At 49.5% G+C, this 14,012-nt stretch carries 2 protein-coding genes; one reads left to right on the top strand and one right to left on the bottom strand.

Features of this window, described 5'->3' with window-relative positions:
- Positions 1 to 14 precede the first annotated feature (14 nt).
- The gene (locus EJL91_RS19280) at positions 15 to 13,622 is read right to left on the bottom strand and encodes an MSCRAMM family protein (RefSeq protein WP_243125480.1); all 13,608 of its coding nucleotides are present in this window, start codon (positions 13,620 to 13,622) and stop codon (positions 15 to 17) included.
- Positions 13,623 to 13,713: 91 nt separating this feature from the next.
- On the opposite strand from EJL91_RS19280, the gene EJL91_RS19270 reads away from it, so the two are divergent.
- Entirely contained in the window at positions 13,714 to 14,010 is a 297-nt protein-coding gene (locus EJL91_RS19270; RefSeq protein ID WP_125143577.1) for a hypothetical protein, read from the top strand.
- The last annotated feature ends 2 nt before the right edge of the window (positions 14,011 to 14,012 follow it).

Genomic DNA, 14,012 nt, shown 5'->3' with positions numbered 1-14,012 from the left:
GCCCTCCTGTTCTTTCAGTATGGTCTGTTCTTTTTTCTTCTCCGCATCCACAATATTATTACTGACCCGAAAAGAATAATCCCTAATATCAAATCACCCGCTCCTCCTGGGCCGTCTCCGGCTATCGGCAGCGGAAAGAGCCGTTTTTTCTTAAGGAAAATGTTTCCGTCTCCTTTAAGATTCCTGTCATAATGTACCGTAATAACACCGGCTGTTTCCGTTACCGGATAATTCGCGACTGGCAGTTCTTTCCTGCCCTTTTCATGTCCCGTCACCGTAAACGAATATTCCTCCTCCGATGGACTGTATCCCGAAGGCGCTTTTGTCTCCACCAGCGTGTACGTTCCCGGTTCATCTATCTTAATTTCAGCCCTGCCATCTTCCCCCGTACACACAGAAAACAGAAAACTTCCGTCATTGCGGTAAACGGCAAACACCGCGCCGGCCAATCCTTTTAAAGTAATGCCGTCGTACTTACGGACCACTGTCTCCGGAAAAGTTTTCCCATTCTCTTTATCATGGGGCGGTTCGGCTTTCTTTCGGTCAATGAGCTTTATCCATACCACTTCATCCTTATCCTGAACTGTAAAAGTCACGGGTTCCGCATACTCATATCCGTAGGGCGGTTCCTCCTCAATAGCCGTGTAAGTCTCCCCGCTCTTTAATATCCCGGTGATTTCATGGGCGGCATCTTCCCTGGTCAGGAAGCGGTATACTTCCCGTCCATTCTTATCCTCGATCCGAATCAGGGCCCCGGCAAGTCTGCCCGTTTCCGTTTTTCCGTCTGCTTCGCAGCCGATTTTCTCTACCATGAGTCTGGTTGGTTCATCCTCCATGATTACGATGTCGGCGCTGCCATCCTCCGACACAGTAAAACTGACAGGTTCCGCAATACGGTATCCGGGTGGAGCAGAAAGTTCCCTCAAAGTATAGGTTTTTCCAGCTATGAGCTTTCCCTCCAGAATATGGGCAGTACCGTCTGTAATCCATTTTTCAACCCTGTTTCCTTCACTGTCTATCATTTCCAGCTCGGCTCCAGCCAGATTTATTTCCGGCTGATTCATTTCTGCCTCCGCACTGATCTTGGAAATCAGAATTCTCGTTGGCCTGTCACTTACTATGACCGTCGTCTCCGCTCCGTCTTCCGGAACCGTGAAGCAGATATCTTCCGCCGCCGCATAACCGTCAGGCGGTTTTACTTCCGAAAGACAATATTTTTCTCCCGGTCTCAGCGGAGCATCCGTCTCATGAGGTTTGCCGTCGGATATCCATTTGTCTAAAATGGTTCCGCCTTCGTCCCGCAGACAGAATTCCGCTCCTAAAAGTTCTGTCCCTCCCGTTAAATCCGTTTTTGAAATCAGCACCCGGACCGGTTGATCCTTCATGTCCAGACCGCCCACGGCAGCTGACTCATCAAACGTAAACGAAATTTTTCCTGTCACAAGACGGTTTCCATCGGAATAAACCGTGGTTTCCATTAGATGACAGATGTCACCCCGTTTAAATATTTCACGTACGGAGACGTCATTCTCCCTGTAGACAAAAATTGCGCTCTTAGCATCCCGTCCAATGGTTCCCTCCGTGCCGAATGTTTTGCCGGGTGAACCGTTTTCCTCTCTTTCCGAAGGCAGAACTTTGTATATTGTTCCCCAGGGAAGACCCGTGATTACAATACTTTCATTCCTGTTCAATTCAACTTGACCACCGCTTTTTACTCTTCCTTCATCATCACCGGCATAACTGAAACTGCCAGTTAAAACCTGCCCGTTTCCATCATACAGTTCGACGGTATATGTATATTTTTTCCTCTCCGTCTGGTCTGACGCTGTTCCTGTCAGCCGGTTCACGATCGCCAGACTGCCCTCTTTTGCAACCGGATTTTTCCACAGGCATAAAACACCGCCTATTTCCGCCTTGCAGGAAATTGCCGTTTCGGCGTCTGATTTCACCGCCGCAGTCAGAAGAACACTTTTTTCTTCCCCGGGAGCCATATTTCCGAAAGTCATTGTAAGTTTTCCGTTCTTTTCTCTGTTCCACCTTTGGTCTGAATTGGCCGGCATGTATTCGAGCTGCGGATCCAGAAGGACGGAAACTTCCATATCCTTTTCTGTTTTCTGAGTATTTTTACAGGTTAGGCTATATCTTATAACGCTGTCAGGCTGAACGGATGAACCGTTCTTTCCATTTTCTCCCGCTACCTCTATCACGTTCTTTTCTTCATATACGGGATTTTGAATCACATGCCGGTATCCGCTTCCCTCTCTGTTTTCCACCTCCCATTCTTCAATCAGCCCGCTGCTCTCCGTCTCCAGTTTCAAAAATGTCTTTTCGGCGGTCCTGAGTTTCGGCTGATATTCTCCTTCAGTATTCAGATTCATGCGGAAAATCTGGCGTCCCGTGATCCGGCTGTTCCCGTCCGTGTATCGGACTATTTCTTTTTCCTCATACAGCTCGCCGTTTAACAGTCCGTCCGCTCCGCTCAGAGGCGCGGTCTGATAGGATGGAATAACGTATATTTTTCCCGTATCAAGATGGGTCAGCCATCGTTCCGTACCCACCGGCCGTCTTCCCTGAACCGAGACCGATTCCACCGCGTCACTAAACAGTTCCGATGTCTTAAAATCAACAATTCGTTCCTGATCGCAGATGCTGCTTATCTTCCTGCCGTCATCGGAAAGGACAAACAGAATGGGAGATGACCTTAGATATCCGTCGGGCGCTTCAAGCTCTGTGAGGAAATAAATCCCTCCGGCCGACAATTTTCCTGTAACACGATGTTTCCTTCCCTCTGAAACCCACTCCTCAAGAGGTTCTCCCGACGGCACAAACGTTCCCTCTTCTTCCACCGCCCGATAGATAGCAAGTCTGGCTCCCTTTACAAATTCATTCGATTCAAAATCTGTTTTCGAAATCACAATGTCGGTAGGTTCGTTTTTGAATTCACACTTATAAGTAAGGATTTTGCTGTTTTCCAAATCCGCAAAGCTGAATGTTTTCGTTTCCATCGTCAGGGCATACAGTTCGGGAGGCGCCAGTTCTCTCACGGCGAATTCATACGGAATCCATTTTCCTTCCCGAAGGAAACCTGTTACCAGACCTGAAAGCACAGCGCGGCCATTTTCATCCGTGACGAGGAAGTATCTCTCGCCTGTGCTCTTATTGTTCACCTCAAACTTTGCCCCTGGAAGTTTTTTATCATTGTCTTTTGCATCTGCCTTTTCAATGAGAAGCGTTCCTTTTTTTATCCGGTTCACGGCCGTGACGCGGAGAGGACTGCCGTCCTGCACATCGCCGGGAATTTCCACCTTTTGCGGCTCCATCATCTCAAACCCTTCCGGAGCCTTGATTTCCGCCAGATAATAGGTTCCTGCCGCCAGAAATTCAATCCGGTGCGGCTTCATATCTCCGGCCTTAAAACCATCCGGTATTTTTCCCTCGTGATAATCCTCCTCCGTATAATATCCCTCTTTCCCTGATATCCAGGTGTCCTGAAGATACTCCGGAGCCTGTGAAAAGTTTCCCCGGTCATCCGGACAATATAATGCCAGTTCAGCTCCGGGCAGCCCCTTCCCATCTTCCGAAAGTTTCTCAATGTATAGGCAGCGTGGTTTGTTTTCCACGGAGTACAGCTGTATATCGGTAGTTTCCTCTATAGTGATAATCCGCTCGGAAACTCCGGCGAATCCTTCCGGTGCCTTCAGCTCTGACAGTCTGTACTGTCCCTGCGGAATATAATCCATTCTGTGGTTACCCTGCAGAGTGTCATAGCTTACTGCGCTGGGGTATTGAGCTGGCCTGATTTTTTTATAATTGAACTTGTAATCGAAAAGGTAGTCCCATTTCCCCTCCGAAGTCAGGTTTTTTTCAGAACAAATCAGGATTTGGCTCCCCGTATCTGTCTCCCACATCTGACGCACGGACTCGTTTTTATCTGTGTTTTCCGATGTCAGCCTGCGTGCCGTTCTCCGGGTCAGCCAGCTTACGGTAAGGGCATTCTCATTCTTTCGGTACCCCTTTACAAAACACTCCCTCTCGTCACGGCCCATACCTTCCTGAAATGTAATTGAATCCTGCCCCACAACAATCTTAAAACCGGTCGACGTCCTGAATATCCGGTCTGATGCAGAATCCCTCACAGCAGTGCGCTCCACCTCCCAGGACAGCTCATCAAATGCGGTCCCGTATTCTTTAAAGAGCCTCTGGTAATTGTAAGTAAAGCCGCTTATCCCGGCGGCCTGGGTTATGCCTAGCCGGAGACGCAGCGCATTTAAAAGGCCTGTATTTTTATATTTTGATGTATCAACAGAAGCTGTATATTCAGCACAGTCATCCGTCGTCCACCGATCGAACAACTCCCCATTGTGGTCATACAGGGCAAATTCGGCGGGATTATCGTTTGTAACAGGATGTTTAATTCCATCTAGTTCCGCATATTTATATATTTCTGCCTTGGTATGATCATTTGGAAGCAGGAAATACTGCAGCCCCTCCGTTTCTTTTATTTCCAGTTCCATAGATGAACGGATGAAACCGGCGGGAGCGCTTATTTCCTCGAGGATGTAAAACCCTTTTGGGATTGCTTCCAGATATTCCGGAGAATCACCGGAACCCCACTCGGCCACAAATGTTTTTTTCCGGTTATTTTCATCAAGCTTTGTCCACCTGGCCGGTGTTTCTTCCGTCTTTTCCAGATAGTAACCGGAAGGATGCTTGTCCAAATCGCTTGTGGCGACCCGTTTCGCCCTGAAGAGAGCCAGCCTGGCTCCTTTTACGCTTCCATAGGAATAAGATGCCTTTCCTTCCGTCCGCATCTCAGCTTCATCAAGCGCCTTATCGCAATCCCGGACCTTTACACGGAAGTCCGCCGGAGCATCCGCCTTTTCCAGGTATCCGCCGATCGGCCGGTCTGTTATCACGGCTGTCTGAATTTCTGTTTTGTCCTCCACCGTCACACCAACCGGCATCGATTTTACATATCCTTCCGGCGCCGATAATTCCTCCATGATATACAGGCCGGCCGGAACTCTCTTAAGCACATCCACCTGGCCCTCTGTCATCCCGCTTTGAAATGGATCGTTTGGAGCTGCCTCACCGGTCGTCCATGTGTTTTCAATGATACAGCTTTCTCCCTGGCGGTGATAAAGAGGACGGTCGTCTGCCGGTTCTTCCGGATCGGAGCCGATATCCGTCAGATCGGGGATTCTGTTAATCCTCCATGCATTGTCATTAAATTGTTTCAGTTTATCGTCATACCGATACCGGATATAATCGCCGTCCCTGTCATAAACAGGACTGCCTTTTTGATATGTCTCATCCGTTCTCCGGTAATAAACCGGCTGTCCGTGCTCATTCAGAATGGGATTTACGGTCTTTTTAAACCTTCCCTCTTTCAGCGTTCCGACAGTCCACTCCCGCTCCGTATCCGCTTCCATCGTGGCAATGCGGCCGGTGGTAATCTTCTCTCTTGCCGTCACATTGCCATACTGATCCTTTGAAATCTTTACCGGCCAGACCAGGATTTTCCCGGTCTTCCCCTCCACCACATAAGCCATTCCGGTGTAGGGTTCAACCTGGCTGTCCCGGTTCCTCTCCGCATCTAAATGGTACAGCACCGTTCCTTCCGGTACCCTGTCAAACACCCGGTCTTTTGCGTTATACCGCAGTGCCTCATAGTCCGGACAAATGATTTCCAGAAACGGCGTCCCGTTTTTCAGTGCAAAAAGCGAACTGTTGTTTTTGGCCCGTATCTTCCTCCCTTCTTTATCAAAACCATACAGAACACCATTTTCTTTCCGGAGCACATCAAGACCTCCAAGGTCATAAAACAGGATGTCGGTATCCTCCCGTTCTACGGTCTTATATGTCCATGTCCCCGCTCCCCTGTCATTTTCCTGATCATCACAGGTGTAGTTCCCGTAATCATTAAGGCCGTCGCTGTCTGCCTTTGTCTTATCCAGGACAAATCTGAGCCCTGTTCCGGCAAATCCTTTCTGAACATAGATATTACTTACATTACCATAACGATCCCGTTCTACATTCACACCGTCAAACCGGTAGTCCTCCCTATCCCCGTTCCGTTTCACTTCAACCGCATTATACATGGTCATCACAGCGCCGGGCAGATACCGGTTCACATCATCGGCCGTTTCCGGAACTTTGAAGAGCCTTGCATTGCCGGTGAAAACTCCATCTTCATACAGGATTTCTATACTCTCGCCCGCCTCCTGCTTTTTCTTCAGGGAATCTAAAAATCCCTTTTTCCACCCATAACTCAGATACTTTCCCGATGCGTTGCAGGCCAGTTCCACATTTTCTAAGCCATAACGTCCTTTCAGTTCTGTAATGCTGCCCTCCAGGCGGCCTTTCAGTTCATATGACACCATATCTTCATCCGGTTTTATCTTTGCCACTTCCAGGCGGATGGGCGTATTGTTCAGGTAAATCCTTGCCGTGGCGCCTTTGTCCCCTTTGTCCCGGGCCTTGTTTCCGTTTGGCTTCGTGCTGTCCGGGTTTGTGTTCTCCTCACCGTTGTCCTGTGTTCTTGTGACATTTTCCTCGTAAACCGCCGCCACTACCCGGTTATCACCAGAGCCATTCAGATAATAAGCAATCTCATTTGAATAAAGTTCGACCGCTACCGGTCTGCTTCTGACATAACCGGCGGGCGCCTTTATTTCACACAGGACGTAACAGCCGGCTCCCAAAGGCTCCGGAGTCTCTAAATATCCCACGTTCTGGCTGCCGTTTTCCGTCCCCCGATCCTTTGTGGTCGTAAATGCCCGGAACTGTCCCGTTTTTTCTCCTGTCTGATCGGCCATTATGATCTGTTCGCTCTCCCGGCAGATCGGCGTTCCGGCCGGCACAGTTCCATAATATTTTCCGTTATAGGGCACCTGCCACGGAAGGGACGGCCTGGCAATCGGTGTGATTCTGTCTGCTCCCATCGCCGCCAGAAATTCCCGGCTTCCGGTGATGACAGTATCTGTTTCATAAAATTTCACCCGGCCGCTGCTGTGTTCTCCATCCTCGCGTTCCGCACTGTAAATTGAGAATAAGGCACCGTCGTGCAGAATCGTTTCACCTGACTCCGAATCCAGCTTTTCAATACGAAGTTTCGAAGCATAGAACGTATTTCTGTACTTTCCATCCGCATATCCGGTAAAATCATCTGTTTTATCTGTCACGGCATCCGCCGGCTCCGTCACTGTCCACGGCACAAGGGCGGCATAATATATTCCATCATATCCTGTTAAGGCTCCCGTGATTGTTTTTACGCCATCCTTAAAATAGAATCCGGACAGGTTGTTGTCATCGGCTGCTGCTCCGCTTTGATACAGCACATTGTCGGCGGTCCCGGCCCGTTCTGAAACGGAGGCATAGCGGTAATACGTTCCCACCTTTTCGTTGCTCCGGTAAACACTAGCCGTATTTTCTGTTTTGTATACATCTTTGTAAGGATTAAATTCTTCCTGATTAACCGAAAAACCCTGATAGTCAAAACTTCCACCCGGATAGGTAATCCGGCCAGTCAGTCTGCCGGCGGCCAGTCCGTATTTATAGATTTCAAAGTCACCGTCATTATTATGAGCCCGGATTACGTAGTTTCTTAAGTCGTCCGTATGGTTTTCTTTCCACTCTTCATTGACACGGATATAATATTTTTTCTGCAATTCTTCGGGAGTATCCTCACTGCTGAATTGATAATCCCTGTGATAGGCCTCCGCCGCCCCTTCAATTTTTCCCTCCTCATAAAGAGCTGGCAGGATGATTTCTTTTGGTTGATCCGTTTTATAATGTTTGTTATAAAAGTCCCCCAGCTCTGCGCTGAAGGGCTGTTGTTCCACTGTGACATAGGTTCCGTACGGCAGGTATTTTGATACGCCGTAATAATATCCGGCCGTTTCGTAAAGTGTATCCGCTGATAATGTAGTCCTGTCCCCGTCGCTTCCTCCGTCGGCCTCACTGTCCCAGGCAACTGCATATATTTCATCCAGATCATAGGCGAAAAACGGGCTTAAATAGTTCTCCGCCTTTAGAATAGCCGCATACAATGCCCGGTCATAAACCTCATCCTGATAGGATTCACCCCCGCCGGACGCCTGTGTTTCTCCCTGTCCGATATCTTCCGTCAGCTTCTTCACTTCCTCATCCAGATACCAGTTGATCGCAAACTGGCGCACGGAATCAGAACGTTTTGCATTTTCGCCGGCCTCTTTTGATGTGTTGGCCTGATTCTCTGTCGCACTGTTGTTGCGGAAAACCGGATATTCTTTCTCCCCTCCGTTTGTCCCAAATATAAGTCCGCGGATGAAGGCTGGCGGTTTAAACGACGTGCTGTCATCTTCGTTTCTGTCCCATTTATCATGATTAGCCGTCCGGATGGCTTCAAAGAACTTGTCATAGTTATACCCTTCCACCTGTCTCGTCTTACCGGCCCCGTCCTCCATTGTCCTTGTCACCGTTTCCAGCAGACGGGTATAACCCGTATTCTGGTTTTCTCCTATTCTTCCCTCATCATCAAAAGGATAGAGAGTCCTGTTAACCGTTACCGCCTCCTCCCATGTATTGTTGCTGATAGAACCTGTGGTAAGGGAACCCGTCTTGTGAGGCACTCTGGTATACAGCTTCTGGACACTGCCAAATGGCTCCGTCTCAGGATAAGAGGCTTTGTAAGCTTCAACATTGACCTCATTTCCGTTCCGGTCCATCCAGCTTACTTCGCCTCCCCCGTTCCGGTACAGCCGCTCCAGGTTCGACTTCAGATATATCTTGAAACGAAAGTTGGGAAGTTTGTCCGCGTTCGCCTCCATCCCTCCCGGACCGGCTGTAAAACTATCCTGATGGCCGGTTCCGGCATTGGTGTTATGGGCATACGTTCCATCCTGTGCCGTTCCTATATCTTTCACAATCCTTACTTTCTGGCGGATAATCCGCTCAAATACCGGAATCGGGCGTTTCCTTGTCCCGGCATCCTGATAAATCCTCGTCTGTCCCGGGTAGGTCAGCAGGACATTTTCAATATACGTGTCATGAAGTGTTTTAACTGGGAATGCAGACACAATCGCATTCCTCTGAACATAGTCCGGGTAGGAGGTGTTGCCGCCGTCCACAAATTCTTCATCATACCGGATCCTGAAATCCAGTCTGCCATCAGCCGGTATCAGCTCCGGTGCCACATGGATGGTATAGAGCGTCGTATCTTCATCATAGTTCCCGGCCAGCAAAGTTTCGGTTACCTTTTCTTCGTATCCGGGGGCTGCCTCCTCACTTTCATATCGGGTGTTATAGACCAGATTTCCTCTATTGTCATATGCCTGCTCATCTTCTGCATAGACCCAGTACTGTTTTCCCAGGTCATCCTTAAGTTTAATATCAGCAAGATCCTCTCCCCAGACCGCAGTGCTTTTTTCCGGTGACTGCTGCCTTATTGTTGCCGCCGTCACAAAACCGGCCTCGTTCTTTTCGGTGATGTCGTAACTGCCCGAAGGATAATTGAAGTACAGATATCCGTCTACCTGTTTTCCGTCTGTTTGATAGAGCATCTTTTTCCTAATCCAAACGCTCTTTCCTGTCTCGTCATAAAGCGCCGGCAGGGCTCTCCCGGCCTGAAGATAGGTATAACGCAGGATCCCATAAAACTCCCCGTTTTCCTCCACCACGTCTTCCAGCAGGAATGCATTGAATACCCGGTAACGCTTCAGGCAGTCATTCACCGCCTCACACCAGCTCTTTTCTGAGCTCCCGTTCAATGCTGCCTTAATCCATGGGGAACCTTCTTCCGGTATTTTATATCCGGCCTTTTTAAGTCCCTCATTCACCTTCTGTATAAACTCGGCTTCCACTGCTGTTTTCTCTTCCCCGATAATCTCAGGCGGTTCTACCTGAAAAGCATTGCCCGGACGAATCCCGGTCAGAAGCCGGGGGGCATCTGAAATCCGTTTGACCGCCGCGCTGCCTCCATTCGGGAGTGCAACGATATCTCCAACTGATGCCTCAACGGCCTTTCCGTCAATAATGACCTGGTTTCCCGGGGTCCCGTAAACCGGTTCTCTGACCGGCACCAGCTCCGTATGAGTTCCATTGGGATTTACCACGATCTCTGTTTTGACCGTATAGAATTTTGCGCCGTTCCTGAGGCCGGTTACTGCTATGTCATATCCGTTTGCCGCATCCTTACTGAACGCCGAAAACTGGTTATAACCGCCCTTCCGGTTCATCTCCAGCTCAGACACATGGACCGTTCCCTCCGCAGATGGCGAATTTCCGGCTGCATCCGCTTCCCGGTTGGTTACGTCTGCGTCTGCACCATAGCGTGACAGTTCGTATCCCTCGGAACGCGCCAGCTCCATAATATAATAACTGCCTCCCTCCCGGCTGATGAGCAGCGGACGGCCAATCCAGCAATTTCCATTATTTTCCTCATTATTCTGGATCCGGTAGCCTGCCTCACCGTCCCCGGTCCCATCGACGCCCTGATTGGAAGTCAATTTCCGGTATCCTGTGCCGTCTCCGTCTGTACTTTCTTGCAGCGTCAGGCTGTGCCCGTTCCCACTGTGTCCCTCAAACCGTTCATTAGCCCGGATCGCGTCCGCCTTTGTCCGGCTGGTATAAAGATTCTCCGGACCGGCGGCCTCCGGCTTCTCAACCGCACCGGTATTAAAATTAAAACGGGTTCCCGGAGCCTCGGTGATGGCAGGAAATGAGGCTTCTCCGTTCTTATCCGTAGAAGCCACGGCCACCAGTTCATCCCTCTTAAATACAACACCAGTTTTTCCGTCGGGATGCTCGATATCCACAGCGGCAAACAGACCGTATACAGCTCCCTCCAGCGTACTGTCGCCCTGGGTGTCACCGTAGCTGTCATAGGCATCGTTTTTTCCTTTATTTAAATCCAGATCCTGCTTGCCGATATGAACTTCTCCCTCAGTCCGATGGTCATAGAGAATAAACGTCCAGTCAACCGTGTCACTTTCCCCCTGTTCCACCGTCCCTGCCTGTGATCCCTCAAAGGATATGGAATTTCTTATGCTGTTTCCCCTGTCTGCCCAAAGCGCATACGCTCCGATTCCGGCATTGCGGTTTATAATCTGTCCTGCCATAAATCCAGTTAATGTGATTCCTTTTCGGAGCGCCTCCGACGGAGTGGCTGCTTCCGAGGGGCTGGCTGCTTCCTGCGGGCTGCCCGCCTCCAAGGGGCTGGCTGCCTCCTGCAGGGTAGCTGCTTCCGAGGGGCTGGCTGCCTCCTGCAGGGTAGCTGCTTCCGAGGGGCTGGCTGTTTGTTCCGGCGCTGCCATATCGGCATCTGATGGGCTGCCTTTGGAATATACTTTCTCCTTTACTTCGGAAAATAATGCAGAAGTGTATCCACTCTCCTCATCAATAAACAGGAATTTCATCCCATCCTCTAACCGCTTCCCTGCCTCCTCTTTCTCTGCCTCAGGAAATCCATCATCCCCCTGCACCGTAATTAATTCTGCTTCCGGCGGCGTTTCAGAAGGCCGGATACCGCTATCAACGTCTCCTGTTTCTTCTAAATGGGATATGCCGTTTTTCACAAAGTCCTTGTACTGGCTGGAAGTTACGGTCCGCCACTCGATTTCCACGTCATCCTCATGCAGGCCGTGGAGGATATACCCCTTCCGGGATTCCAGTTCCCGGGCGGAGTAATCATAGGTCAGTGATATAAAATCCTCATAGAACCGGTCCCGATCCGCCTCCATAGCCTCCCTGGCAATTTCCGGCTCAATCGCATGAAAGAAGCCGCCTTCCGCCGTCAGCTCCGTACAAGTTTCCACCTCTGCGTACCAGGCTGCCCAGGCTTCATCGTGAAGCTGCTGGTTGTAGGCCTCCGTGTCCTCACCGCCGTCGCCTTCGGCTTCATTATTCCCCTCATCCTGCGGTTCTTCATACTGAATCACCGGAGCAGGATGACCGTCGCAATATCCCTTATGATAAATGTAATTTCGGACATCTGAATGGGCCGCTTCACCGGTCGAAGTTCCGGTTCCGTCCTGATAAGTCAGTCTCCCTGTGGAATCTGTGACGTCAGAATCATCAATACAGGGATCTTCCGTCGGATCGTCCCACCGCTCAAACTGGCTTTGGCCTTCATTCGCCCAGTTATAAAGCAGGGCATCCGTCTCAAGGAGTCCTGTGTCCCCGCTGTAATTCGCCTCAATAGAATCATCTCCCCAGAACGTGGAGTTTAATGAACCGGCAGATACGTCGGCCCCGGCGCCGTCCTGCATATCTAATGCAGTTTGGTCAAGCTGCGAATCATCGAAAGCCTCTAAAATATCGAAGCGGGCTCCCTCCAGCGGTTTTCCGGTTTCTGAATCATACTTGATCAGTCTGACATTATAATCGGCATTCCAGGACTCTTCGTGCTCATACCGTTTTACCTCAATGTCGGCAGAACTGCCGGAAGCATCCCCTGTTACAAGGTAAATTTCAAGTTCCTGATCCATAATGGCGGAAAAATAGCTTTGGACGTTGTTAAAACCCGTTTCCCATTTCCCCGTGGTATAAAATTTAAATTCGTACAGCTTTGCATCTGAAAGATTTCTGGCAATCATCCCATCACTGTCGGCATACGTCAGCCTTGCAATGCTGCCCTCGGACGGCGTCTGTCCTGTCGGGGAAATAAAATGCAGGCAGGCGGCATCCTCCTGCTTATTCCAGTCCCCATAGCATTCGGCCCGGATGACACGCAAATACTCCGTAATATACTGATTTTCGCCGTCAAAGGGAATACGCACGTGGTAGAGCCCGTCCTCCTCCAGTACAGCCTTAAACTTCCATGTGTCTTTTCCATTGTTCAGTTCAACATGACTGGAAAGCTTTGCTGCCGTCCAGATGTAACAGAATATCGCCTGAGCCCGGTTGACGCACCCCTTTTCCCGTGTCCATTGGGGAATATCCGCTGAAGTCAGGCGGCGGTACGTGGCCGCATCCCCCATCGTATTGACCGGGCCTACCGATGCCAGAGTCAACGGATAGATCGCATTTTTAAACCAGGCAAAATCAGCCGTCCAGTCACCGGTAAATACGGCGTTGTCCGCGGCATTCTGGATGATGGGGCTGCAGACCGTCAATATATCCACTCCAACATTAGCGTTGGGCGGTTCCAGTGTTTTAACTTCCTGTTTTGCCTGATAGGAGGCTGCATAGACAATCATAAGGAAATTAAATTTTCTTTGCTCATTGGAAGCGCCTTTTATAATTCCGGCCGGAAGTTTATCAATATTATAAGTGCCTGAGTGGAATGCCTGTGAATCATAAAGCAATTTACCGCCGTTATCTTTATGGAGATTAATGCAGTAAATATACCGGTTGGCAAATTCTGAATACTTTCCCGAACCGTGAAGATATTGTTTCTCCCCCATGAAGCCAAACTCCGGCTTTATCGCGGATGTACTGGTCCTATAAGCCAGTCCGGTCGGGATATAGCCTTTGGCCGCTGCGGCATCCAGAGCTTCCCGTGTCCATGATATATCCTGCCCGGCTGCTGCAAATGCCGGATGTAAATCCGAAACTGATATGCTGCTTAAAAACAATGCGGCGGAAAGCAACAGTGCCGTCACACGCCTTCCAGTTTTACCTTTTCCCATACGATTTCCCATTTTCCCCCTCTTGAAATCAGAACATTTGTTCGTTACAATAAAATCATCTTCACAAAAAGTTACCCCTATTCTATGAAAGGAGACTTGCGTCATGCCGTTTTACGAATCAGAGCAGACGCCGGCTGAACAGATCAATCCGGCCTTAAACACCTTTGTTTCTGTGATAGCAAGTTACAATGTTGAAGGTGAATGTATGCCTTTATACTTCCGCCATATGAATTCTGACGGAACTTACATCGATATTCCGATTACGAAAATTTTAGGCAGAAAGCCGAATTCTATCTTTGGAACCATCTACCAGTGTGAGTATCTAGATCACGGATACAAAAAACAGATTTCCCTGTATTTTCACCGCAAAGAAAATAAATGGTCGGTACGCCCGGTTTAACC

It is taken from the genome of Clostridium transplantifaecale (genome assembly GCF_900626075.1).
GTDB classification, from domain to species: domain Bacteria; phylum Bacillota; class Clostridia; order Lachnospirales; family Lachnospiraceae; genus Otoolea; species Otoolea transplantifaecalis.
The sequence above is the reverse complement of the archived record's forward strand: the minus strand, read 5'-3'. Positions and strand labels throughout refer to the sequence as shown.